This window comes from Micromonospora sp. GCM10011542, assembly GCF_042650685.1.
In the GTDB taxonomy this organism is placed as follows: domain Bacteria; phylum Actinomycetota; class Actinomycetes; order Mycobacteriales; family Micromonosporaceae; genus Micromonospora.
The window spans coordinates 57,076-81,210 of the sequence record NZ_JBHSBO010000061.1 but is presented as its reverse complement, the minus strand read 5'-3'; the positions used below and the strand labels follow the sequence as shown (position 1 = coordinate 81,210).

The 24,135-nt window shown below is 73.4% G+C and carries 18 protein-coding genes and 1 pseudogene; 15 read left to right on the top strand and 4 right to left on the bottom strand.

The window, feature by feature from the left end:
• Nucleotides 1-90 precede the first annotated feature (90 nt).
• Together ACFOW4_RS25825 and recG are read left to right on the top strand one after the other, a co-directional pair.
• Complete coding sequence (locus ACFOW4_RS25825) at nucleotides 91-1,704, top strand: DAK2 domain-containing protein (RefSeq protein WP_377532344.1); 1,614 nt, start codon at nucleotides 91-93, stop codon at nucleotides 1,702-1,704.
• The gene (gene recG, locus ACFOW4_RS25820) at nucleotides 1,701-3,899 is read left to right on the top strand and encodes an ATP-dependent DNA helicase RecG (protein WP_377532341.1); all 2,199 of its coding nucleotides are present in this window, start codon (nucleotides 1,701-1,703) and stop codon (nucleotides 3,897-3,899) included. The genes ACFOW4_RS25825 and recG overlap by 4 nt, the downstream gene beginning before the upstream one ends.
• Nucleotides 3,900-4,006: 107 nt before the next feature.
• Here recG and ACFOW4_RS25815 read toward each other — a convergent pair whose 3' ends face one another.
• Both ACFOW4_RS25815 and ACFOW4_RS25810 read right to left on the bottom strand, forming a co-directional pair.
• Nucleotides 4,007-4,969: an LPXTG cell wall anchor domain-containing protein gene (locus tag ACFOW4_RS25815; protein WP_377532338.1), complete on the bottom strand. Its 963-nt coding sequence runs from the start codon at nucleotides 4,967-4,969 to the stop codon at nucleotides 4,007-4,009.
• Between the two features lie 353 nt (nucleotides 4,970-5,322).
• A complete protein-coding gene (locus ACFOW4_RS25810; protein ID WP_377532335.1) occupies nucleotides 5,323-6,579 on the bottom strand; it encodes a cell wall anchor protein in 1,257 nt (418 codons plus the stop codon).
• Between the two features lie 306 nt (nucleotides 6,580-6,885).
• Between ACFOW4_RS25810 and rsmD the strand changes: the two genes are divergently transcribed.
• From rsmD to ACFOW4_RS25760, 10 genes and pseudogenes are all read left to right on the top strand, one after another.
• Nucleotides 6,886-7,449: a 16S rRNA (guanine(966)-N(2))-methyltransferase RsmD gene (gene rsmD, locus ACFOW4_RS25805; protein ID WP_377532332.1), complete on the top strand. Its 564-nt coding sequence runs from the start codon at nucleotides 6,886-6,888 to the stop codon at nucleotides 7,447-7,449.
• A complete protein-coding gene (coaD, locus tag ACFOW4_RS25800) occupies nucleotides 7,446-7,928 on the top strand; it encodes a pantetheine-phosphate adenylyltransferase (protein WP_377532329.1) in 483 nt (160 codons plus the stop codon). The genes rsmD and coaD overlap by 4 nt, the downstream gene beginning before the upstream one ends.
• A gap of 166 nt (nucleotides 7,929-8,094) precedes the next feature.
• Complete coding sequence (locus tag ACFOW4_RS25795; protein ID WP_091064048.1) at nucleotides 8,095-8,592, top strand: hypothetical protein; 498 nt, start codon at nucleotides 8,095-8,097, stop codon at nucleotides 8,590-8,592.
• A 110-nt stretch (nucleotides 8,593-8,702) separates the two neighbouring features.
• Nucleotides 8,703-9,266: a YceD family protein gene (locus tag ACFOW4_RS25790; protein ID WP_377532326.1), complete on the top strand. Its 564-nt coding sequence runs from the start codon at nucleotides 8,703-8,705 to the stop codon at nucleotides 9,264-9,266.
• A gap of 5 nt (nucleotides 9,267-9,271) precedes the next feature.
• Nucleotides 9,272-9,445 carry a 50S ribosomal protein L32 gene (gene rpmF, locus ACFOW4_RS25785; protein ID WP_030335284.1) on the top strand — a complete coding sequence of 58 codons (174 nt, stop codon included), beginning with the start codon at nucleotides 9,272-9,274 and terminating at the stop codon, nucleotides 9,443-9,445.
• Between the two features lie 114 nt (nucleotides 9,446-9,559).
• Nucleotides 9,560-10,546 (top strand): phosphate acyltransferase PlsX, encoded by a 987-nt coding sequence (locus tag ACFOW4_RS25780; protein ID WP_377532323.1) that lies wholly within the window; start codon nucleotides 9,560-9,562, stop codon nucleotides 10,544-10,546.
• Nucleotides 10,543-11,289: pseudogene (gene rnc, locus ACFOW4_RS25775) on the top strand (ribonuclease III); the annotation flags it as partial. The gene ACFOW4_RS25780 and the pseudogene rnc, both read left to right, overlap by 4 nt.
• A gap of 295 nt (nucleotides 11,290-11,584) precedes the next feature.
• Entirely contained in the window at nucleotides 11,585-12,442 is an 858-nt protein-coding gene (gene mutM / locus ACFOW4_RS25770; protein WP_377532320.1) for a bifunctional DNA-formamidopyrimidine glycosylase/DNA-(apurinic or apyrimidinic site) lyase, read from the top strand.
• 229 nt (nucleotides 12,443-12,671) lie between these two features.
• Nucleotides 12,672-14,891, top strand: a complete 2,220-nt coding sequence (locus ACFOW4_RS25765; protein ID WP_377532317.1) for an MMPL family transporter — start codon at nucleotides 12,672-12,674, stop codon at nucleotides 14,889-14,891.
• A 211-nt stretch (nucleotides 14,892-15,102) separates the two neighbouring features.
• Nucleotides 15,103-16,608: an MFS transporter gene (locus tag ACFOW4_RS25760; protein WP_377532314.1), complete on the top strand. Its 1,506-nt coding sequence runs from the start codon at nucleotides 15,103-15,105 to the stop codon at nucleotides 16,606-16,608.
• Between the two features lie 84 nt (nucleotides 16,609-16,692).
• Here the strand turns inward: ACFOW4_RS25760 and ACFOW4_RS25755 are convergent, their stop codons facing one another.
• Entirely contained in the window at nucleotides 16,693-17,535 is an 843-nt protein-coding gene (locus ACFOW4_RS25755) for an endo alpha-1,4 polygalactosaminidase (protein ID WP_377532311.1), read from the bottom strand.
• A gap of 119 nt (nucleotides 17,536-17,654) precedes the next feature.
• The gene (locus ACFOW4_RS25750) at nucleotides 17,655-18,959 is read right to left on the bottom strand and encodes a CAP domain-containing protein (protein WP_377532308.1); all 1,305 of its coding nucleotides are present in this window, start codon (nucleotides 18,957-18,959) and stop codon (nucleotides 17,655-17,657) included.
• Between the two features lie 374 nt (nucleotides 18,960-19,333).
• Here ACFOW4_RS25750 and ACFOW4_RS25745 point away from each other — a divergent pair, with 374 nt between their 5' ends.
• The 3 genes from ACFOW4_RS25745 to ACFOW4_RS25735 all read left to right on the top strand — a co-directional run bounded on the left by ACFOW4_RS25745 (nucleotide 19,334) and on the right by ACFOW4_RS25735 (nucleotide 24,131).
• On the top strand, nucleotides 19,334-19,528 hold the full coding sequence (locus ACFOW4_RS25745; RefSeq protein ID WP_377532305.1) for a hypothetical protein: 195 nt from the start codon (nucleotides 19,334-19,336) through the stop codon (nucleotides 19,526-19,528).
• Nucleotides 19,529-19,896: 368 nt separating this feature from the next.
• A complete protein-coding gene (gene smc / locus ACFOW4_RS25740; protein WP_377532302.1) occupies nucleotides 19,897-23,511 on the top strand; it encodes a chromosome segregation protein SMC in 3,615 nt (1,204 codons plus the stop codon).
• Nucleotides 23,511-24,131 carry an HAD family hydrolase gene (locus ACFOW4_RS25735; protein ID WP_377532299.1) on the top strand — a complete coding sequence of 207 codons (621 nt, stop codon included), beginning with the start codon at nucleotides 23,511-23,513 and terminating at the stop codon, nucleotides 24,129-24,131. The genes smc and ACFOW4_RS25735 overlap by 1 nt, the downstream gene beginning before the upstream one ends.
• Nucleotides 24,132-24,135 lie beyond the last annotated feature (4 nt).

Here is a 24,135-nt window from a genome sequence, read left to right as displayed (position 1 = left end):
CGCCGCGACGACGGTCCGGCGGCGAGTCTACCCGGCCGCCACGCCGGGCGAGCCCGACGCGTGTCGGGGTGCGCCAGTAGGCTTCTGCCCGTGCTGGACACCCTCGACGCCGCCGCGGTCCGTCGGTGGTGTGCCGGCGGCCTGGCCGCGCTTAAGCGCCACCAGGGGGAGATCGACCAGCTCAACGTCTACCCGGTGCCCGACGGCGACACCGGCACCAACCTGGTGCTCACCCTCACCTCGGCCCAGCAGGCCCTGGCCATGGACCTCGACACACTGCCCGACGGCGGGTCCACCGCGCACGGGCACGCGCTGCGGCTGATGGCCCGGGGTGCGCTGCTCGGTGCGCGCGGCAACTCGGGGGTGATCCTCTCGCAGATCCTGCGCGGCTTCGCCGACGCGGTCGCCCCCGCACCCGCCGTGCGTGGACGGGAGCTGGCCGCCGCGTTGCGCGACGCCACCACCGCCGCCTACACGGCGGTCGCCAGGCCCGTGGAGGGGACCGTGCTCACCGTGGTCGCCGCGGCTGCCGCAGCCGCGGAGCGGGCGCAGAGCGACGACCTGCCGGCGGTGGCCCGGGTCGCGGCCCGTGCGGCGGCCGAGGCGTTGGCGCGTACCCCCGAGCAGTTGCCGGTGCTGGCCCGCGCCGGCGTGGTCGACGCCGGCGGCCGTGGGCTCTGTGTGCTGCTCGACGCCCTCGTGGAGGTGCTCACCGGAGAGGGCGCCGGCCCCGCGCCCGCGCCGCGCACCGCCCGCCCGGCGGTCGCCGTCGCCCGGGAGACCGGTTCCGACGAGTACGCCTACGAGGTGCAGTACCTGCTCGACGCCGGCCCGGAGGCGGTGGCCCGGCTGCGTGGCGAGCTGGCCGCGCTCGGCGACTCCCTGGTGATCGTCGGCGACGGCGCCGGCCCGGAGGCCACCTGGAACGTGCACGTGCACGTCAACGACGTCGGCGCGGCGGTCGAGGCGGGGGTGGCCGCCGGCCGCCCGTACCGGATCTCGGTGACCCGCTTCGCCGACCAGCCGCCAGCGACGACGCCCGGCCCGGCGGTGGACGGCCGGGCCGCCGTGGTGGTGGCCACCGGCGCCGGGATCGCCGCGCTCTTCGCCGGCGAGGGGGCGACGGTGGTGCCGGCCAATCCGTCCACCGGCGAGCTGCTGGACGCCGTCCGGTCCACCGGCGCCGCCTGGGTGGTGGTCCTGCCCAACGACCCCAACACCGAGGCGGTGGCGAGCGCGGCGGCGCGGGAGGCGCACCGGTTCGGCATCAAGGTGAGCGTCGTGCCGACCCGCTCGCCGGTGCAGGCGTTGGCCGCCCTCGCGGTCCGCGATCCCGGTCGCCGCTTCGAGGACGACGTGATCGCGATGGCCGAGGCGGCCGGGGCCTGCCGCTACGCCGAGGTGTGCCACGCCAGCCGGGAGGCGTTGACGGTCGCCGGGCCGTGCCGGCCCGGCGACGTGCTGGCGCTGGTCGAGGGGGAGGTGCACCTGATCGGCACCGACCTGACCGACACCTGCGCGGCGGTGGTCGACCGGATGCTCGGCGGCGGCGGGGAGATGGTCACCCTGCTCGCCGGGGCGGACGCGCCGGCCGGGCTCACCGACGACGTCCGCGCGCACGTCGCGCGGCGTTGGCCGTTCGTCGAGGTGCAGGCGTACCCGGGTGGCCAACCGCACTATCCGCTCCTGGTGGGGATCGAATGAGCGAACCGACCACGGTGGACACCCCGCTGAGGAAGCTGGTCGGGGAGAAGACGGCCAAGGCGCTCGCCGGCCACCTCGACCTGCACACCGCGGGGGATCTGGTCTACCACTTCCCGCGCCGCTACGACGAACGCGGCGAGCACACCGACATCCGCTCGCTGGACGTCGGCGAGCAGGTCACCGTGCTGGCCCAGGTGCAGCGCACCGCCGTACGCCCGATGCGCCAGCGTCGGGGCAACCTGCTGGAGGTGACCGTCGGCGACGGCTCCGGCGGGCTGCTCACCCTGACCTTCTTCGGCAACCAGGCGTGGCGCGAGCGGGAGCTGCGCCCCGGCCGGTGGGGGCTGTTCGCCGGCAAGGTCACCGAGTTCCGCAACAAGCGCCAGCTCAACGGCCCGGAGTACGTCCTGCTCGGCGAGGGTGGCGAGGGTGAGGCGGCGGCCAACGAGGAGATCGAGGAGTTCGCCGGCGCGCTGATCCCGGTCTACCCGGCCGCGGCGGCGGTGCCGACCTGGGTGATCGCCCGCTGCGTGCGGGTCGTCCTGGACACGTTCACCCCACCGGAGGACCCGGTGCCGGCCACCGTGCGGGCCAGCCGCAACCTGGTCGGGCTGGGCACCGCGCTGCGGGAGATCCACCGGCCGTCCAGCAAGGAGGATCTCTACCGGGCACGGCACCGGCTCAAGTGGGACGAGGCGTTCGCCGTGCAGCTCACGCTGGTGCAGCGCAAACACCGGGCCGCCGACTGGCCGGCCCGACCGCGCCCGGCGCGCTCCGGCGGGCTGCTGGACGCGTTCGACGCCCGGCTGCCGTACGAGCTGACCCCCGGCCAGCGCGACGTCGGCGTGGAGATCGCCGCCGACCTCGCCGTCCCGCACCCGATGCACCGGCTGTTGCAGGGCGAGGTGGGTTCGGGCAAGACCGTGGTGGCGCTGCGCGCGATGCTCCAGGTGGTCGACGCGGGCGGGCAGGCGGCGCTGCTCGCGCCCACCGAGGTGCTGGCCGCCCAGCACCACCGGGGGATGCTCGACCTGCTCGGGCCGCTGGGGCGCGCCGGTGAGCTGGATTCCGCCGAGCACGCCACCCGGGTGGAGCTGGTCACCGGCTCGCTCGGCGCGGCGGCCCGCCGCCGGGCGCTCGGCGAGGTGGCCAGCGGCGCCGCCGGCATCGTGCTCGGCACCCACGCGCTGCTCTACGAGGGGGTCGACTTCGCCGACCTCGGCCTCGTGGTGGTCGACGAGCAGCACCGGTTCGGCGTGGAGCAGCGCGACGCGCTGCGGGCCAAGGCCGATCAGCCGCCGCACGTGCTGGTCATGACGGCCACTCCGATCCCGCGCACGGTCGCGATGACCGTCTACGGCGACCTGGAGGTCTCCACCCTCTCCCAGCTGCCCCGGGGGCGCTCGCCGATCGCCTCGCACGTGGTGCCCGCCGCCGAGAAGCCGGCCTTCCTCGACCGGGCCTGGCGCCGGCTGCGCGAGGAGGTGGCCGCCGGCCACCAGGCGTACGTGGTCTGCCCGCGCATCGGTGACGGCAAGGCCTCCGACGAGGAACCGCCGCCGGAGGACGACAACGGCCGTCGGCCACCGTTGGCGGTCACCGAGGTGGCCCCGCTGCTGGCCGAGGGGCCGCTGCACGGGCTGCGCATCGGGGTGCTGCACGGCCGGTTGCCGGCCGACGAGAAGGACGCCGTGATGCGCTCGTTCGCGGCCGGAGACCTGGACGTGCTGGTGGCGACCACAGTGGTCGAGGTCGGCGTGGACGTGCCGAACGCCACCGTGATGATCGTGCTGGACGCCGACCGGTTCGGCGTCTCCCAGCTGCACCAGCTGCGCGGCCGGGTCGGTCGGGGCTCCGCCGCCGGGCTCTGCCTGCTGGTCAGCGAGGCGGCCGAGGGGTCCTCGGCCCGGGAACGGCTGGAGGCGGTCGCGTCCACCAGCGACGGTTTCAAGCTCGCCGAGCTGGATCTGGAGCAGCGCCGCGAGGGCGACGTGCTGGGCGCCACCCAGTCCGGGCGCCGTTCGCACCTGCGGCTGCTGTCGCTGCTCCGCGACGCCGACCTGATCCGCGACGCCCGGGCCGAGGCGATCGCCCTGGTCGACGAGGACCCGGAGCTGACCCGCAATCCGGCGCTGGCCGCCTCGGTGGCCGCCCTGGTCGACGAGGAACGCGCGGAGTACCTGGAGAAGGGCTGAGCGGAGTGCGCCTGATCGGGCGCCACCGTCCCCGCCCCTGAGGGCCCAACGGCCGAGGGCGCGCCGACCGGGTGGTCGACGCGCCCTCGGGTCAGGCGTTGCGCGGATCAGGCGGTGAAGCGCACCCGACGACGGCGGGCCACCACGAACAGCACCGCACCGGCGGCCAGCAGCAGCGCCGCACCGGCGATGATCCCGCCGGTGGCGGCACCGGTCAGCGGCAGCGTCGGCTCGTCCTCCTCGCCGCCACCACCCTGGCCGCAGTTCTTCGGCTGGGTGTAGGGGATGGTCTCCGAGTCCTCGACCACGTCGTACTTCACCGTGACCTTGAGACCCGCGTACGCGTCGAAGCTGACGGAGCTGGTCTTGCCCGGCTCGGAGACGAGCGTCTTGGTGACGCCCTTCTCGGTGGTCATCGTCGCCGAGAAGGGGATGCCCTTCGCCGGGTTCTTCACGATGAACGTCATCTTGTCGCAGGTCTGCTCGAGCTCGAAGACCGGCTCCTCCGGCTCGGCCGGGAGCGACGGCGTCGCGGACGGGCTGGCCGGGGTGGAGGTCGACGGCGACGGAGTCACCTCGGGCGACTTGGTCGGCGCCGGGGTGGGGCTGGACGAGGAGGGGCTGGGCGACGGCGATTCGGTCGGGCCGCAGTCCGTGCTGGGCACAGCGGTGACGCTGCGCTCCCCGTCGGCGTTGCGACCGTCGCGCTCCCAGTGGGCGCCGACGGTGAGCTTGAGCTCGGGGATGGCACCGGTGAAGGTGTGGGTCTGGGTGCCGGTCAGCGGGCCGTCGCCCTGCTTCTTGAGGGTCGCTCCGACGGCCAGGCCACCGGTGATGTCACCCGGCACGGTGGACTCGAGCTTGGTGATGACGCCGTCGATGTCGGTCTCGGAGCTGATGACCGACCAGGTGACGGTCACCGTGCCGTCCTTGGCCGCGCAGTAGCTGCCGGTGGGCTCGGGGTGGTGTGCGAAGGCCGGGGTGGCGACCGTCGCGGCGCCGGCGATGCCGATCAGGGCACCGGCGGCGATGGCCGCGATGCGCCGGAACGGAGACTTCGGAGGGTTCACGCCTGCTCCTGATGAGGGGGTACGGAGTACGCGGCCGGAGGACGGGAGACGTCGCGACCGTACGGTCGCCGGCTCACCGGACCTCGTGCTGCGCGGGGGGGTGTGCCCGCGTCGGGGCGGGGACAGAGGGTGACTGTACTGACGAGTCATGAATGAGGGGAGTTCAGATCATTGCCGAATGGCAATGTTGCTGATTCGTGATCATAGATGAACGGATGGTGCCCGTCCGATCACCGGCGATCATGGATAGCTGAGCGTTCCCCAGTGGACGCGCAGACGCCACGGGCGCGCCGACCCGTTGGTCGACGCGCCCGTGGCGCTGTTCACATCGCGTGCTCGACACACCCGTCGGATCAGGCGGTGAAGCGCACCCGACGACGGCGGGCGATGACGAAGAGCACCGCGCCCAGGGCCAGCAGGGCCACCGCGCCGGCGGCGATGCCGCCGGCGGCCGCACCGGTCAGTGGCAGGGTGGGCTCGTCCTCGTTGCCGCCGCCAGCGCCGCCCTTGTCGCAGCCCTCCGGCTGCTCCCAGGCCAGCGCGCCGCCGGAGTCCAGGTCACCCGTCACGGTGACGCTGAAGCCCTTGCTCGCCGCGAACGCGATGGTCTCGGTCTTGCCCGGGGCGATGGTGACGGTCTTGGCCGCACCGGTGCTCGGGGTGAAGGTCGAGGTCAGCGAGATGCCGTCCTCCGGGTTGACGACCTTGAAGATCATCTGGTCGCAGGTCGAGTCGTAGGTGCCCGCGGGCTCCTGGCAGTCCTCGGGCTGCTCCCAGCCGCCGGTGAAGGTCTCCATCCCCTTGGCGGAGACGCTGATCTCCTTCGCCTGCTCGGCGGTGAGCTTGAGGGTCTCCAGCTTGCGCATCGGCACCTCGACGCTCTTGGTGAAGCCACCGCTGCCGGTGACCTCGAAGGTCGCCGCCGCGTTGCCGTTGCGGTTGACCAGGGTCAGCTCGACAGTGCCGTCGCAGTCCGACTCGGCGATCACCTCGGGGGTCGCCTCGCACGTGCCGGCGCCGCCGTTGTACCAGGCCGCGGAGCCCTTCGACTGGGAGCCGATGCCCTTCGAGCTACCGACCTTGCGGTCGCCGTACCGGTCGCTCTTGTCGGTCAGCGGGTCGATGACCTCGCTGCCGAAGACGAAGTCGATCTGGGTGTAGCACTCCGGGACCTCGACCTTGAAGTCCAGGGTGGCCAGACCCAGCTCGCCCTCGGCGGTGCCGGTGAACTTCTGGGTCGACTTGTCTAGCACGTACTGCGGCACGGCGAAGGTCGCCGACGGCGCGACGTACGACACCAGGGTGAGTGCCTGCTCCTGGCCGGCGCAGAGCGGGCCGTTGGTCAGCGTGATGCTGGCCATGCCCTTCGGGCCGTCGAAGGTGTGCGTGTAGCGGGCGTCGGCCGTGCTCACGCAGGTCGGCGCCTCCGGCGACGCGGTGGCGGTCGGCTGCGCGGTCGCGCTCGCCGTCGGCTCCGCGCTCACGGACGACGCGGGGGAGGGGTTGGTGGCGAGGGCGGGCGCCTGCACCGCGAAGGCGGCGGCGAGGCCGGCCAGCGCGGCGACGGCCACGGTCAGCGGTCGCCGGGGCGACGGCTTGGGACGGATCACGCGTACTCCTGGGTCACAGAACGACGGGGTGTCGGCGCGGAAGGTTCGGACGGTCGCTCGTGCGCGCTGCTCGTCCGGTCGCAGTGCCTTCCGCTGCCGTGGGCCGGCGGAGCGCCACCGGCACCGGCAGACCCTAGCGAGATCGGGGTGCCCGTTACAGCGCTCAGGTGCGGCTGAGAACGATGTTATGAATGCGAGATCATTGATATACGAGCAGTGATCATGTCTGTGCCTGGTCGATACGCCCCGTGGCGACCGGCGCCGGATCCGATCGCGTAGCGTCGCGGGCATGAGCAGGAGGAGACGGTGACCCGGATCGTGGCCGGGACCCTCGGTGGCCGACGGATCGCCGCGCCACCCGGCGCCGGCACCCGCCCCACCTCCGACCGGGTCCGCGAGGCGCTGTTCAGCGCCGTTCAGGCCGAGGTCGACCTGGACGGCGCACGCTTCGCCGACCTGTACGCCGGCTCCGGCGCGGTCGGGCTGGAGGCGCTGTCGCGGGGTGCCCGGCACGTGTTGCTGGTCGAGTCCGATCCCCGGGCCGCCCGGGTGATCCGGGAGAACGTGGCGGCGCTGCGCGCCGGCCCGGCCGCCCGGCTGGTCACCGGCAAGGTGGCCACCGTGCTGGCCGCCGGGCCCGACGGCGGGCCGTACGACGTGGTCTTCGCCGACCCGCCGTACGCCGTGCCGGACGCGGAGATCACCGCGCTGCTGGCCGCGCTGGTCGACGGCGACTGGCTCACCCCCGACGCTCTGGTGGTGGTGGAGCGGTCCACGCGGACCCGGTCGTTCAGCTGGGTGGACGGGATCACCGGAGAGCGCAGTCGCCGTTACGGCGAGACCACCCTTTGGTACGGTCGCCGATCATGAGACGTGCGGTGTGTCCCGGCTCGTTCGACCCGGTCACCAACGGACACCTCGACATCATCGGCCGGGCGAGCCGGCTCTTCGACGAGGTGATCGTCGGCGTGCTGGTGAACCAGTCGAAGAGTGGCCTGTTCACCGTCGAGGAGCGGATCGAGATGCTCCGCGAGGTGACCGCCTCGTACGAGAACGTCCGGGTGGAGTCCTTCCGCGGGCTGCTTGTCGACTTCTGCCGGGCCCAGCAGGCCAGCGTGCTGATCAAGGGCCTGCGGGCGGTCAGTGACTTCGACTACGAGTTGCAGATGGCCCAGATGAACATCGGGCTGGCCGGGGTCGAGACGCTGTTCATGCCCACCAACCCGCTCTACTCCTTCCTCTCCTCCAGTCTGGTCAAGGACGTGGCCAAGTGGGGTGGCGACATCTCCTCCCACGTCCCCGACCTGGTCCGCGAGGCCCTCCAGGCCCGCCTCGGCCCCCGCGCCTGACGGCACCCTCGAAGAGATCGACCACGGCGGGTGCGCGCACCGCGACGCGCCGGGGTGAGGTGCACCCGCCGGGTGTGGGGTGGGCACGACATGATTGGTCGAGCAGGAACCCGGCCGTAGCCCGCATCATGTAGGTCGGCCGACGAACGACAGGAGTGAGGTACCGGTGGACCCGCTCGATCGCATCGACGAACTGATCGCCATGGTGGAGCAGGCCCGCTCCGTCCCGATGTCGCGGAACAACTGCATGGTCGATCGCGGCGAGATGATCGCGGCCCTCGACGAGATGCGCGCTGAACTCCCCGCCGACCTGCGCCGGGCCGCCGCGCTCCTGGAGGAGCGCGACAAGATCATGGAGGCCGGCAAGCGCGAGGCGGACCGGATCATCAGCGAGGGTGAGGCGGAACACGCCCGGCTGGTGTCGGTGAACGAGATCACCGTCTCGGCCGAGCACGAGGGCGCCCGGATCATCGCCGAGGCGCGCGCCGAGGCGCAGCGCCTGCGGGAGGAAGTGGACGACTACGTCGACACCGCCCTGGCCAACTTCGAGCAGTTCCTCACCCGGGCGCTGGCGTCGATAGAGCGTGGCCGCGACAAGATGCACGCGCTGCGCGAGATCGGCACCTTCGCGGGCGACGAAGCGGAACGCCCGCTACCCTTCTGAGCGGCACCTCAGCAGCCGGCAGGGCGGGGCGGGCGCCGCCCCCGGTTCGACGGTGCGGCGGTCGCCCAGGTAACCTGTTTTGTCGGCCTCTCACCGGCCGGAGTCTGACTATGCCCAAGCACTCGCCATCGACACTCGACCCCAGGTCGCCGCTGGTCCTCGACACGAGGGACCTGCCGCGCCGCCCTGGTGCGTTGCGTGAGGTCAAGCGGGTCGTCCCGGCACCGGCGGACCTCGGCGTGGAGTTGATCGGCGTGCCGGAGGGCGCGGACCTCGACCTCGATCTGAGGTTGCAGTCGGTGTCCGAGGGCGTGCTCGTCTCCGGGACCATCACCGGTCCCATCCGGGGCGAGTGCGGCCGTTGCCTGCGCGAGATCAACGACTCGATGGCCGTGACGATCCAGGAGCTGTACGCGTACGAGAACAGCACCACGGACGTCACGACCGACGAGGACGAGGTGGGCCGGATGCAGGGCGATCTGATCGACCTGGAGCCGGCGCTGCGGGACGCGTTGGTGCTCACGCTGCCGACCAACCCGCTCTGCCGGGAGGACTGCCCAGGACTGTGCCCCGAATGCGGGGCGCACTGGGACGATCTGCCGGCCGACCACAGTCACCAGCAGATCGACCCGCGATGGGCTGGCCTGTCGCAACTGACCCGTACAGAGGAGTAAGAACCGTGGCCGTCCCCAAGCGCAAGATGTCGCGCAGCAACACCCGGTCCCGCCGGGCGAACTGGAAGGCGACCGTGGTCGCGACCGTCGCGTGCCCGCAGTGCAAGTCCCCGAAGCTGCCGCACGCCGCCTGCTCCGTCTGCGGCACCTACAACGGCCGCCAGGTTCTCGAGGTCTGACCTGGACGCCGAGTGACGCCCCCGACCCCGGGTCGGGCGGCGCGCGCACCCTGGCAAACGCCCGGTGCCCCGGCTCCCTCCGACGCCGGCCGGCCCACTCCGGCCGGCGTACCGATGGAGCCGGGCACCGCGCGGATCGCCGTTGACCTCCTCGGCGGGGACGATGCTCCCGCCGTCGTGGTTGACGGCGCTCTGCGGGCTGTGCGCGCCGACCCCGATCTGCATCTGCTGCTCGTCGGTCCGACCGAGGTCGCCGACGGGCTCATCGCTGCCCTCGATCCGGCCCAACGGGCCCGCATCGCGGTCCGGCCGGTCCGCGACGTCGTGGGCATGGCCGACCATCCCAGCGCGGCCCGCGCGGAGAGCACCGTGCGCGCCGCCGTCACCGCCGTCCGCGACGGCACGGCGGACGCGATGGTCTCCGCCGGCGCGACCGGCGCCACCGTCACCGCGGCCGTGCTCGGTCTCGGCCGCTGGCCGGAGATCCGCCAGCCCGCCCTGGTCGCCACCCTGCCCGCGGTCGCCGGGCCGGTCGTCCTGCTCGACGTCGGCGGTTCGCTGGAGCCCCGCCCGGCCACCCTCGTCCGGCACGCCGTGCTCGGTGCCGCGTACGCCGCGGTGGCGCACGCGGTCGTGGAGCCGCGGGTCGGCCTGCTCTCGGTGGGCACCGAGGCCGGCAAGGGCGACCGGGTCCGCCGGGCCACCGACCCCCTGCTCGCCGCCGAGCCGCTGCCCTGCGGGGCCCGCTACGTCGGCCTGGTCGAGGGGTACGACGTGACGCTCGGCGCGCGCGCCGATGCCGTGGTCACCGACGGGTTCACCGGTAACGTGCTGCTCAAGGCGATCGAGGGCGCGTACGCGATGGCCGGCGGCCCACCCGTCGGCGGCGGTGCGCCCCGAGCCGCCGCCCTGCTCGGCGTGGCCGGGACGGTGGTCGTCTGCCACGGCGCCGCCCGCGCCGCCGACGTCGCCTCCGGCATCGCCCTCGCCGCCCACCTGTGGCGGCGGCGTGTCACCGACCTGGTCTCCGCGTTGCTCGACGGCGACGCCGCCACGGACCGCATCGACCGCACCACCGACACCGAGGTACGCACATCATGAGCATCGACAAGCGGCGGCGGGTCTCCGTCGGTCATCTGGAGTCCGCGTTCGGCGTGAGCCTGGAGCCGGAGCTGATGGAACGCGCGCTGACCCACCGCTCGTACGCGTACGAGAACGGCGGCCTGCCCACCAACGAGCGGCTGGAGTTCCTCGGCGACTCGGTCCTCGGTGTGGTGATCACCACGGCGCTCTTCCACAACCACCCGGACCTGCCCGAGGGGCAGCTGGCCAAGCTGCGGGCCAGCGTGGTCAACATGCGCGCGCTCGCCGACGTGGCCCGCGGGCTGGGCCCGGACGGGCTCGGCGCCTACCTGCTGCTGGGCAAGGGCGAGGAGACCACCGGCGGACGGGACAAGGCGAGCATCCTCGCCGACACCCTGGAGGCGCTGCTCGGCGCGATCTACCTCCAGTACGGGCTGGACACCGCGGCCACCGTCATCCACCGGCTCTTCGACCCGCTGATGGCCGAGTCGGCCGGCCGGGGCGCCGCCCTGGACTGGAAGACCAGCCTCCAGGAGTTGACCGCCGCGCTCGGTCTGGGCGTGCCGGAGTACCGGATCGAGGGCACCGGCCCGGACCACCTGAAGACCTTCACCGCCTGGGTGGTGGTCGCCGGCAACCGCTACGGCGGGGCCGAGGGGCGCAGCAAGAAGGAGGCCGAGCAGCGGGCCGCCGAGGCGGCCTGGCGGATGCTCACCGAGCAGGCCGAGCAGGCCGAGCAGGCCGAGCAGGCCGAGCAGTCGGATCTGGACGGCACCGCCGACCAGGACGGCACCGCCGAGCGGGCCGACGCGACCGTCGGGGACGGGCGGGCCGACGCGGACGGCACGGCCGACCGGGAGGCGCCGGTCGGGCCGCTGGAGCGGGCGGACCGGGCGGCCGGTGCCGAGCAGGCCGACCACACTGCCCAGGCCATGTCGGCCGACGTGGCGGCGGAACAGGCCCCGGCGGCGGACGCGAACGGCGCCCGTTCGGACGGGAACCACGCGTCCGGCGACCACACCGACGTGGGCGCGGCCCGCGAGGCAGGGTTGCACCGTGCCTGAGCTGCCCGAGGTGGAGACCGTCCGGCAGGGCCTGGCCCAGTGGGTGGTCGGCCGTCGGATCGCCTCGGTGGAGGTGCGCCACCCCCGGGCGGTACGCCGGCACGTTCCCGGCGGGGCGCACTTCGCCGACGTGCTCGCCGGCCGGACGGTGCTGGACGTACGCCGCCGCGGCAAGTACCTCTGGTTGCCGCTGGACAGCGGCGACGCCGTGATCGGTCACCTCGGCATGTCCGGCCAGTTGCTGCTCCAGCCGCCCGGCACTCCGGACGAGACGCACCTGCGGGTGCGTTTCCGGTTCGCCGACGACGGCCCCGAGCTGCGTTTCGTCGACCAGCGCACGTTCGGTGGGCTCTCGGTCAGCGAGGGTGGCGCCGAGTTGCCCGCGGAGATCGCGCACATCGCGCGGGACCCGATGGACCCGGAGTTCTCCGACGCGGTGTTCGTGGCCGCGTTGCGCCGCCGCCACATCGAGGTGAAGCGGGCCCTGCTGGATCAGACCCTGATCTCCGGGGTGGGCAACATCTACGCCGACGAGGCGCTCTGGCGCGCCGGGCTGCACGGCGCCCGCCCCACCGACTCGCTGACCGGCCCGGCCGCGCAGCGCCTGCTCGGGCACGTCCGCGACGTGCTCGGCGAGGCGATCAAGGAGGGCGGCACCAGCTTCGACGCCCTGTACGTGAACGTCAACGGCGAGAGCGGCTACTTCGACCGGGCGTTGAACGCCTACGGCCGGGAGGGTGAGCCGTGCCGGCGGTGCGGTACGCCGATCCGCCGCGAGTCGTTCATGAACCGATCCTCGTACAGTTGCCCGCGCTGTCAGCCCCGGCCCCGGAGAGCCCTTCGGGGATGACCCGGAACCGCCTCGGGGTCGGTGCCGGCGCGTCGCCGCCGGCCGCTCCGGGATGGACCCCGTTCGCTGTCCGGTTCCCGCGCTGACGCCTCCCGCGCCCGGCCAGCGACCCGGGAGTCCAACACGGACCGGTTCCGGGGCGGGCCCGGGCCGATCCCCGATGTGACGGTCTCGTCACGCCCATAGCGTCAGCACCGTTGACACGGTTGACGTGACAGGGGGACCCGAGATGGGCAGGAGACCGGTGACGGTGCGGCTGGCGCGGTGGAGCGCCGAGCACCCGTGGCGGGCGATCGCGATGTGGGCCGTGTTCGTGGCGGTGTGCTTCGTCGGTGGGAACGCCGCCGGCCTCAACGAGGCGACCAACAGCGACCAGGCCATCGGCGAGGCGGGCCGGGCGGGGCTGATCGTCGAGGCGGGTGACTTCAACGACCCGGCCGTGGAGAACATCCTGATCACCTCCCGGGCCGGCACGCTGGACCCGACGGCGGCGAAGGTGGCCGCCGACGACGCGGCGGCCCGGTTGCGCTCGGTCACCGGCGTCGCCGGGGTGGGGCAGCCGGTCACCGCCCGGGACGGATCGGCCCTGCTGCTGCCGATCACCATGTCCGGGGACCCGCAGACCGCGTCGGACCGGGTGCAGCCGCTGCGCGACGCCACCGCGACCGTCCAGGACGCGCATCCACAGGTACGCGTCGAGCAGGTCGGCGGGCCGTCGATCAACCAGGCCCTCGACGACACCCTCGGCAAGGACTTCAAGCGGGCCGAACTGCTCAGCCTGCCGGTCACCCTGGCCATCCTGATCGTCGCGTTCGGCGCGCTGATCGCGGCGGGTGTGCCGGTGCTGCTGGCGCTCTCCTCGGTCGCCGCCGCGATGGGTCTGTCCACCCTCGCCTCGCACCTGGTGCCGGCCACCGACACCACCTCCAGCGTCATCCTGCTGATCGGTATGGCCGTCGGGGTCGACTACTCGCTGTTCTACGTCCGGCGGGAACGGGAGGAACGGGCCCGGGGACGCTCCGGCCTGGACGCGGTGGAGATCGCCGCGGAGACCTCCGGGCACGCCGTGGTGGTCTCCGGCTTCGCCGTGATCATTTCGATGGCCGGGCTGCTGCTGGCCGGCGACGTCGTCTTCTCGTCCCTCGCCGTCGGCTCGATCCTGGTGGTCGCGGTCGCGGTGACCGGCTCGTTGACCGTGCTGCCCGCCCTGCTGGCCAAGCTCGGCCGGTGGGTCGACCGGCCCCGGGTACCGCTGCTGTGGCGCCTGACCGCGCCGCGCACCGGACGGCACGGCGAGCCCCGCTCGCCCCGGTTCTGGCCGGCGGTGCTCCGCCCCGCGCTGCGTGCCCCGGTGGCGACGCTGGTGATCTCGGTCGGGCTGCTGCTCGCGCTGGCCGCTCCGGCACTGGGCATGAAGCTGAAGTTCCCCGGCATGGAGGATCTGCCCCGCACCACCGCGGCGATGCAGGCGTACGACCGACTCACCGCCGCCTTCCCCAGCACCGGCACCAGTCACACGGTGGCGGTCCGCGCGCCGGCCGAGCAGGCCGACCGGGTCCGCGCCGCGCTCACCGACCTGGCCGCCCGGGCCGCCGCCGACCCGATCTTCGCCCCGGTCGAGGGGGACGGGCCGAAGATCGAGGTGTCGGCCGACCGGCGGGTGTCGGTGCTGGAGGTGGCCACCCCGTACGCTAGCCGCGACGACGAGGCCGTCCGGTCGATGGAGAAGCTCCGCGCCGACCTGGTCCCGGCGGAGCTGCGGGGCATCCCCGGCGTCGAGTACGCGGTCGGCGGCAGCGTGGCCGACAGCGAGGACTACGCGCAGCACATCCGCGACAAGCTGCCGCTGGTGATGGGCTTCGTGCTGGTGCTCACCTTCCTGGTCATGGTGTTCACCTTCCGGTCGGTGGTGATCGCGGCCAGCTCGATCGCGCTGAACCTGCTCTCCGCCGGCGCCGCGTACGGGCTGCTGGTGCTGGTCTTCCAGGGCGACTGGGCGGAGGGGCTGCTCGACTTCACCTCGATGGGCGCGATCGTCTCCTGGCTGCCGCTGTTCCTCTTCGTGGTGCTCTTCGGGCTCTCCATGGACTACCACGTCTTCGTGGTCAGCCGGATCCGCGAGGGCATCCGGGCCGGCATGTCCAACCGGGAGGCGGTGGCGTACGGCATCACGTCGTCGGCCGGCGTCGTGACCAGCGCGGCGATCGTGATGGTGGGGGTGTTCTCGATCTTCGCCACGCTGAGCACGATCGACATGAAGCAGCTCGGCATCGGCCTGGCGGCGGCGATCCTGCTGGACGCGACGATCATCCGCGGGGTGGTGCTGCCCGCGCTGATGACCATGCTGGGCGACGCCAACTGGTGGGCCCCGCGCTTCCTGCGCCGGCGTACCGTCGCGGCCCCCACGGACCCGCCGGCGCCCGCGCCCGAGCTGGTGCCGGTGCCCTGACCCGTACCGCCGGTTGGTGGGCCGGGCCGCGATCCGCGGCCCGGCCCACGCCGTTCCGGCGGCCCGCGCGGTCCCTGTGGAGCGCACCGTCGAGGCAGGATTAACCCCCTGTGGAGCGGGGCATCTGGGCCGGCATGGACGAACAGCGCACCCCGGCGGCCCGTCCGCGGGCCGGCGTGCCGGGGACACCCGAACCCGTCAGGAGCACGCCATGACCGACGTGCAGACCGGCACCGTACGCACCAACGTCCCGGCCCGGCTGGACCGCCTCCCGTGGTCCCGCTGGCACTGGATGATCGTCATCGGTCTGGGCACGGTGTGGATCCTCGACGGCCTCGAGGTGACCATCGTCGGCAACCTGTCCGGCAAGCTGGCCGAGCCGAGCAGTGGGCTGGACATCACCCAGAGTCAGGTCACCGGGTTGGCCGCCGCACTCTACGTGGCCGGGGCCTGTACCGGGGCGCTCTTCTTCGGCTGGCTGACCGACCGGTTCGGCCGCAAGAAGCTGTTCCTGCTGACCCTGGGGCTGTACCTGGTCGCCACCGCGTTGACCGCGCTCTCCTTCGACACCTGGTGGTTCTTCCTGTTCCGGTTCCTGACCGGCATGGGCATCGGTGGCGAGTACGCGGCCATCAACTCGGCGATCGACGAGCTGATCCCGGCCCGGCACCGCGGCCGGATCGACATCGTCATCAACGGCACCTTCTGGCTGGGCGCCGCGCTGGGCGCGTTGCTGACCGTGCCGCTGCTCAACGGACTGCCGACCAACCTCGGCTGGCGGGTGGCCTTCGGCCTGGGCGCCATCCTGGGCGTGGTGATCCTGCTGGTCCGCCGGCACGTGCCGGAGAGTCCACGCTGGCTGTTCATCCACGGCCGGGCCGACGAGGCGAACGAGCTGGTCGATTCCGTCGAGGCGGAGGTACGGCGGGAGACCGGCCGGGAGCTCACGGAGGCCGACAACTACATCACCATCCGGCAGCGCCGCAGCACCAACTTCCTGGCGATCGCGAAGACGCTCTTCGCCCGCTACCCGAAGCGGGCCGTCCTGGGCTTCTCGCTCTTCATCGGGCAGGCGTTCCTCTACAACGCGATCACCTTCGGCTTCGCCCAGATCCTGGAGACCTTCTTCCAGGTCGAGCCGGGCAACAGTGGCTACTACTTCGCGGTGATCGCGGTGGGCAACCTGCTCGGCCCGCTGCTGCTGGGCCGGCTCTTCGACACCGTGGGCCGGGTGCCGATGATCGCCGGCTCGTACATCGTCTCCGGGCTGCTGCTGCTGGGCACCGCCTGGCTGTTCCACAACGGCTCGCTCAGCGCGACGACGATGACCGCCTGCTGGTGGATCGTGCTCTTCTTCGCCTCGGCCGGTGCGAGCGCGGCGTACCTCACGGTGAGCGAGATCTTCCCGATGGAGACCCGGGCCATGGCGATCGCGTTCTTCTACGCGATCGGCACGGCGGCCGGCGGCATCACCGGCCCGCTGCTCTTCTCGAAGCTGGTCGGCACCGGCAAGGTCGACGACACGGTGCTGGCCTTCGTGATCGGCGCCATCGTGATGATCATCGGTGGTCTGGTCGAGCTGGCGCTCGGCGTCCGGGCCGAGGGGAAGTCGCTGGAGGAACTGGCCACCCCGCTCAGCGCGGACCAGGCCGACGTGCCGTCCCAGCGCACTCCGGGTGAGCGCAGCCGGGTCCCCGGCACGACCACCACCGGCTGACTCCACCGTTGGCGCCCCCGTCCGCGCCCGTGGCGGGGGCGCCGCCGCGGGCGCGGACACGCCGCCCGCCCGTGCGCCGGGTGCTCAGGGCAGCGGGCAGGCGTCCCGCCACGCGTCGAGCTCCCGATCCTTGCGGATCGACGCGAAGCCGTAGCCGACCGTGGTGACGCAGAAGCCGTCGGTCGAGCCGGTGTACTCGACGTGGAAGACCGGCTTGCCAGCGTCAGCGAACGGCAGCAGCTTGGCGCACTGCCGCAGCCGGACGCACTCCTCGTTGACCACGAAGTCGAAGTCCGGGGCCAGCGCGGCCAACTGCGGCACGTCGTTCACCAGCCCGGGGGAGAGCTCCATCGAACGGGCCAGCCCGGCCAGTCGCCGGTTGAACAGCAGTTGGTCGTCGAAGTCGAGCGGGAAGCCGGAGCGCCGCGCGTACCCGTCGGCGTCGGCCAGCGCCACGGCGCCGAAACCCTTGCCCCGGCAGAGCCGGAACCGGTCGGCCAGCACCGGCGCCAGGTCGTCCCACCGGCGGACGTCCAGCCACCGGCTGCCCGACCGGCTGGCGGCCCGCCCCTGCACTCCGGCCGGGAAGCGGCTGGCGTCCGGGTCGGCGGAGCGCACCGAGCCGACGTGCACCTGACAGATCAGCCGGCGGTCGCGGGCGCGCAGCTCGGCCGTCTGTGCCGCGGTGGTGGCGACGGGGTCGAGCAGGAAGACGTCCGCGTCCACCTCCGCGTCGAGCTGGCCGGTGAGCTGCCACTGCCACTGCCAGCGCCGGGCCTGCTGGGCCGGCCACGGGGTGGGGGCGCCCGGCGGCGACAGCTCCACCCGGCAGCCGTACGTGGGCGTCAGCAGCAGGAGCACGGCGCAGGCCGACAGGCTCCGGCGCAGCGGGCGTGCGACGGCTGGTCGCCGCAGCCGGATCCGCATCGGCAGCTCCCGGGTCCCGGGCGGCCCGTCGCCGCCCTCACCGGTACGCCGCCGCCCCGCGCTCGGGCCCGGCGTACCTCACCGGGTCAAACGAGCGCGGGGCCGTGCACGACGCGCGTTCAGCGCGGCGCCGCGAAGACCTGCGTCCAGTACGGGCCGTTGCTGCTCGCGATGCCGACGCCGATCTCGGTGAACGCGCAGTTCAGGATGTTGGCCCGGTGGCCGGAGCTGTTCATCCAGGCGTCCATCACGGCGGCCGGGGTCTTCTGGTTCCAGGCGACGTTCTCGCCGTAGGTACGCCAGGCGTAGCCGACCCGGTCCAGCCGGACCCCGGCGTTGCTGCCGTCGCTGCCGGTGTGCGACATGTTCTGGTGGTCGGCCTGGTCCTGACTGTGCCGCTGGGCGGCGGTCATCAGCTTGTCGTCGATGCTGAGCGCCTTGCAGCCGGCCTTGGCCCGCTCGGCGTTGACCAGGTTGACGACCTCCTTGGCCTGGGCGCTGACGCCGGCGGTGGAGCCGGAGCCGGCGCTCGTGGTGGCCGGCGCGCTGCTGCGCTGGCGCCGCGAGGCCGCGTTGGTCCGCGACGCCGCGGGTGTCGGCTTGACGACCTTGCTCGGCGACGGGCTGGGCCGGGTGGGGCGCGGCGAGGCGGTGGGCGAGGTGGAGCGGGAGGGGGCGACGAGGGTGTCGGCCGGGGCGTCGTCGGTCGGCACGGCCGGCGCCGCCGCGAGGGTGTCGTCGACGGCGGTCGGCTGGGCCGACCCGCCGTCCCCGCCGGGCAACCCCAGCGCGCCGACGCCCAGGCTGACCACCAGGGTGGCCGCTGCGGCGGCACCTCCGATCGCCACGGGACGGCGCCAGCGTGGACGCGAGCGGTGCCGCGCCTCCGCCGGCCGGTCGCCCGCGGCGGCCTGCCAGCCGCCGGCCGGCTCGTTCAGCGCGCCGGTGGCCGGCTCGGCCTGCCAGTCGCCGGTGGTCGGTCCGGTCTGCCAGCCGCCGCTGGTCGGCTCGGCCTGCCAGCCGCCACTTGCCGGTTCGGTCTGCCAGCCGCCGCTGGTCGGCTCGGCCGGTCCGGTCCGGGCGGCGCGGTCGGACCAGGGGCCGGTCGGCTCCGGCTGCCAGTTGCCGCTCGCCGGCTCGGCCTGCCACCTGGGCGTCTCGTCCCGCCAGGCGGCGGTCGGCGTCGCGTCCTGCCAGTCGGGGGCCTGCTGGGCCGGCGGGTGGACCGGCGTGGTCGGCTCCTCCGCCCAGCGGGCGGTGGGCTGCTCGCGGTGCCACTCGTCGCCAGGCTGGTCGGGGTCGTCCCCGAACAGGTAGGAGGAGCGAGGCTCCGGCCGGTTGGTCAGCCAGGCCGGCTCGTCGGTTGGCGGCTCGGCACGCCGGGGGGCGCCGTCCGGGTCCATCGGGTCGGTCCAGCCGTACACGCCTGTGCCTCCACGGGGTCGGTTGTTGGCCGCCGGTGACGCTACGTTCCGCCCGTGACCTGCGGCAACGTGGCTAAGGAAGAGTTAAGGGGAACCCGGACGCCAGGGGGCGGACTTCCCGGGAACCTGGGCGTACAGTTAAGGCGTCCGGACAGAGCGTGTCCGCGCCTTGTGGCAGCCCCCCGACAAGTGGACAGGTCGACGTAGAGATGATCTACGGCCTGCGAGAACTTGACGAAGGAGGGGTTTGCGGCTCAATATATAGGTGTCGCCAGTCGCGCCCGGTCATGCCCAGATAAAGCTGGAATGACAGCCGCGTACACATGGGCGCGCGTTGGCCGGCCTTTCCGGCAGCGCATATCAAGGAGTTCAACATGGCGAAGGCCCTCTACGGCCACGTAGGTGCAGCGCCCGACCGGCGTCTGCTCGACGAGGTCACCCGACTGCGTGCCAGGGTTCAGGCACTGGAGTTCGAGATCACGCGCGTGCGTGCCGAGAATGATCGGCTCGCGGCGGCTGCGGCGGAGGCGGACGATCTGCTCCGGCTGGCCGAGCCCGCGCTGACCTGATCTTCAGGTCGAACAACTGAATCGCACCACGCAAAAAGCGCGCCGACACCTGTGTGCCGGCGCGCAGTTCTGTCCGGGGAGCCTTTCGCGGTCGACGATTTGTGATCTTGTGACGATGCGGCGGGGAACTGCGTCGACCGTGCCGCCAAATTGCCGATCATGAACAGATCTTTGCTTTCTCGCCGCGCGCCGGGAAACGCGTCGTCCATGGCACACCGGGCCGTCCGCCGCCCCGGCGTCCGAGCCCCGGCCCGCCGTCCGGGGCGGGTCGCGTGCCGAGTCGCCCCCGCCGGCGGGTTAGTCTGCGGGTTCACCCAGGTCCGCGCTGCCGGCGACGGTACGGCGGCCACCGGACGAGGATCGAGAAGGTGTATCTCAAGAGCCTGACGGTGAAGGGCTTCAAATCCTTCGCCTCCGCGACGACGCTGAAGCTGGAGCCCGGGATCACCTGCGTGGTGGGTCCGAACGGCTCCGGCAAGTCCAACGTCGTCGACGCCATCGCCTGGGTGCTCGGCGAGCAGGGTGCCAAGGCGCTGCGCGGCGGCAAGATGGAGGACGTCATCTTCGCCGGCACCGCCGGGCGGGCGCCGCTGGGCCGGGCCGAGGTCACCCTCACCATCGACAACACCGACGGCGCGCTGCCGATCGAGTACACCGAGGTCTCCATCACCCGCCGGATGTTCCGCTCCGGCGAGAGCGAGTACGAGATCAACGGCGACTCCTGCCGCCTGCTGGACATCCAGGAGCTGCTGTCGGACTCCGGCATCGGCCGGGAGATGCACATCATCGTCGGGCAGGGTCGGCTCGACGGCATGCTGCACGCCAAGCCGGAGGACCGCCGGGCGTTCATCGAGGAGGCGGCCGGCGTCCTCAAGCACCGCAAGCGCAAGGAAAAGGCGCTGCGCAAGCTCGACGCGATGCAGACCAACCTCAACCGGCTCACCGACCTGACCGCCGAGCTGCGCCGCCAACTCAAGCCGCTGGGCCGGCAGGCCGAGGTGGCCCGGCGGGCCGCCGCCATCCAGGCCAACCTGCGCGACGCCCGGCTGCGCCTGCTCGCCGACGACCTGGCCACGCTGCGGACCACCCTGGACCGGGAGATCGCCGACGAGACGGCGCTGCGGGAACGGCGCGAGCAGGTCGAGGCCGAGCACGCCGAGGTGCAGGGCCGGCTCGGGGAGCTGGAGGCCGCGCTGGCCGAGGACGCTCCGCTGCTCGCCGCCGCGCAGGACACCTGGTACAAGCTCTCCGCCCTCCAGGAGCGGTTCCGCTCCATCGAGCAGCTGGCCCGGGAGCGGCTGCGGCACCTAAGCGCCACCGGGGACGACGAACGGACCGGCCGCGACCCGGACCAGCTGGACGCGGAGGCGGAGCGGGTCCGCGAGCAGGAGGAGGAGCTGCGCGCGGCGCTCACCGACGACCAGATCCGGCTCGCCGAGGCGGTCGAGCACCGGCAGGAGCTGGAACGGCAGCTCGCCGCCGCCGAGCGGGAGCTGGTCGCCGCGGCCAAGGCGATCGCCGACCGGCGCGAGGGGCTGGCCCGGCTCACCGGGCAGGTCAACTCGGCCCGCGCCCGCACCACCAGCGCCGGCGAGGAGATCGAACGCCTCGCCGTCGCGCACGGCGACGCCCTCGCCCGCGCCGAGCGGGCCCAGGCCGAGCTGGACGCCGTCGAGGAGGTCTCCACCGAGGCGGACCGCGACAACGCCGACCTGGACGCCCGACACGCCGAGGCGGTCGCCGTGCAGGAGTCGGCGCAGGCCACCGTCCGATCGCTGGCCGATGCCGAGCGGGCGGCGGAGAAGGACGCGGCCACCTGGAAGGCCCGCGAGGAGGCGCTCGCCCTCGGCCTGCGGCGCAAGGACGGCGCCGGTGCGCTGCTCGCCCGCGCCGACGAGGTGCCCGGCCTGCTCGGCAGCCTCGCCGGGCTGCTCACCGTCGCACCCGGCCACGAGGCGGCGCTCGCCGCCGCGCTCGGCGGCCTCGCCGACGCGGTCGCCGTCAACGGGGTGGACGAGGCCGTCGAGGCCATGCGGCTGTTGAAGATCTCCGACGCCGGCCGGGCCGGCCTGCTGGTCGGCAGCCCCGCCGGGCCCGGCATGACCGGCTCCGCCGACGCGCTGCGCCCGAAGCTGCCCGACGACGCCCGCTGGGCGCCGGACCTGGTCGAGTGCTCCGCCGAGATCCGTCCCGCCGTGCACCGCGCGCTGCGCGACGTGGTGCTCGTCGACGACCTGGCCGCCGCTGCCGAGCTGGTCGCCGGCAACCCGGAACTGCGCGCGGTGACCCCGGACGGCGACGTGGTCGGGGCGTACGCGGCGGCCGGCGGGTCGGCCAGGGCACCCAGTTACCTCGAGGTGCAGGCCGCCGTCGAGGAGGCCCGTACCAACCGGCTCGCCGCCGAGCGGGCGGGCGCGGAGCTGCGCGACCAACTGGCCGAGGCGCGCGCCGAGGTGGCCGCCGCGAAGGAGGCCGTGCAGCACGCCGCCGCCGCCAAACGCGAGGCGGAGAGCCACCGCAACGCCGCCGCCCGCCGGCTGGCCGAGCTGGGCGCGGCGGCCCGCTCGGCGAAGGCGGAGACCGACCGGCTGGGCGAGTCCCGGTCCCGCGCCGAGGCGGCCCGGCAGCGGGACCTCACCGCGCTGGCCGAGCTGGAGGAGCGACTCCGGCTGGCCGAGGAGACCCCGGTCGACGCCGAACCGTCCAGCGAGGAGCGGGACCAGCTCGCCGCGATGGTGCCGCAGGCCCGGCAGAACGAGATGGAGGTCCGGCTGGCGGTGCGTACCGCCGAGGAGCGGGTCTCCTCGATCGCCGGTCGGGCCGACTCGCTGGCCCGGCAGGCCACCGCCGAACGCGCGGCCCGGGAGCGCGCCGCGGCCCGGCGGGCCGCGCGGACCCGGGGCGCGGGCATCGCCCGGGCCGTCGTCGGCGGCGCCCGCGAGGCGCTCACCCGGCTCACCACCTCCATCGCCGCGGCCGAGGAGCACCGCGACGCGGTCGCCCGGGAGCGCGCCGCCCGCGAGGCCGAGCTGCAGGAGGTACGCGGAGCGGCCAAGCGGCTGGGTGCGGAGCTGGAGCGGCTGACCAGCCAGGTGCACCGGGACGAGGTCGCCCGCGCCGAGCAGCGGCTGCGCATCGAGCAGTTGGAGGCCAAGGCCGCCGAGGACTTCGGCCTGGACGTGGAGACCCTGGTCGCCGAGTACGGCCCGACCCGGCCCGTCCCGCCCACCCAGGCGGACGTGGCGGCGGCCGAACGCGACGGCCTGCCGGTGCCCGAGCCGGCCCGCTACGAGCGGCCGGTGCAGGAGAAGCGCGCCGCCAAGGCGGAACGGGAGCTGGCCCTGCTCGGCAAGGTCAACCCGCTCGCGCTGGAGGAGTTCGCCGCGCTGGAGGAGCGTTACAAGTTCCTCTCCGAGCAGCTGGAGGACCTCAAGGCCACCCGGCGGGACCTGATGACCGTGGTCAAGGACGTGGACGACCGGATCCTGGAGGTCTTCGCCAGCGCGTTCGAAGACACCGCCCGCGAGTTCGAGCAGGTCTTCACCGTGCTCTTCCCCGGCGGGGAGGGGCGGCTGATCCTCACCGACCCGGACGACCTGCTCACCACCGGCGTCGAGGTCGAGGCCCGCCCGCCGGGCAAGAAGATCAAGCGGCTGTCCCTGCTCAGCGGTGGCGAGCGGTCGCTGACCGCGGTGGCCATGCTGGTGGCCATCTTCCGCGCCCGGCCCAGCCCGTTCTACATCATGGACGAGGTCGAGGCGGCGCTGGACGACGTGAACCTCGGCCGGCTGATCACGTTGCTGGCACAGTTGCGGGAGAAGAGCCAGCTGATCGTCATCACGCACCAGAAGCGGACGATGGAGATCGCCGACGCGCTCTACGGCGTGACCATGCGCAGCGGGGTCACGCAGGTGATCAGCCAACGGCTCAACCGGGCCGAGACAGACGACGAGCGGCGTGGCCGCGGCGAGGAGAACGGGTAGTGGCTCGGGAACGCGCGACGGCGCTCCTGCTGGACTTCGACGGCGTACTGCGCCGGTGGGATCCGGCGGTGGCCGCCGTTGTCGAGCGGGAGTACGGCCTCTCCGAGGGGGTGCTCGGCGAGATCGCCATGCAGTGGGGGCGGCTCCAGCCGGTGCTGACCGGCCGGGTCAGCCACGCCGAGTGGGTGAGCAGCGTGGCGGACGCGCTCACCGAATCGGTCGGCAGCCCGGAACGGGCCCGCGCCGCCGTCGAGCAGTGGCAGCGCTACCGGGGCGAGATCGACCCGGAGGTGCTGGCGTTCGTCCGGGAGGTCCGCGCCGCGGGCGTCCGGGTCGGGCTGGGCACCAACGCCACCGACCTGCTCGACGCCGACCTGGCCGCGCTCGGCCTGGTCGGCGAGCTGGACGTGGTGGTCAACTCCTCGGTCATCGGCGTGCACAAGCCGGCCAAGGAGTACTTCCAGGCCGCCTGCGCGGCGCTGGACACCCCGCCGGCAAAGGTGCTCTTCGTCGACGACGAGGACTGGGCGGTCCGGGGCGCCCGTGCGGCCGGGCTGTCGGCGCACCGCTGGGGCGGTCACGCCGACCTGCGCTACCTCCGGGCGGCCCTGGTCTACTGAGCCG

Bases quoted from the DNA above. Each gene is read 5' to 3' on its own strand.
- recG (WP_377532341.1), top strand. From the start codon at position 1,701: ATGAGCGAACCGACCACGGTGGACACCCCGCTGAGGAAGCTGGTCGGG.
- coaD (WP_377532329.1), top strand. From the start codon at position 7,446: ATGAGACGTGCGGTGTGTCCCGGCTCGTTCGACCCGGTCACCAACGGA.
- ACFOW4_RS25790 (WP_377532326.1), top strand. From the start codon at position 8,703: ATGCCCAAGCACTCGCCATCGACACTCGACCCCAGGTCGCCGCTGGTC.
- ACFOW4_RS25780 (WP_377532323.1), top strand. From the start codon at position 9,560: ATGGAGCCGGGCACCGCGCGGATCGCCGTTGACCTCCTCGGCGGGGAC.
- ACFOW4_RS25765 (WP_377532317.1), top strand. From the start codon at position 12,672: ATGGGCAGGAGACCGGTGACGGTGCGGCTGGCGCGGTGGAGCGCCGAG.
- ACFOW4_RS25760 (WP_377532314.1), top strand. From the start codon at position 15,103: ATGACCGACGTGCAGACCGGCACCGTACGCACCAACGTCCCGGCCCGG.
- ACFOW4_RS25755 (WP_377532311.1), bottom strand. From the start codon at position 17,535: ATGCGGATCCGGCTGCGGCGACCAGCCGTCGCACGCCCGCTGCGCCGG.
- ACFOW4_RS25745 (WP_377532305.1), top strand. From the start codon at position 19,334: ATGGCGAAGGCCCTCTACGGCCACGTAGGTGCAGCGCCCGACCGGCGT.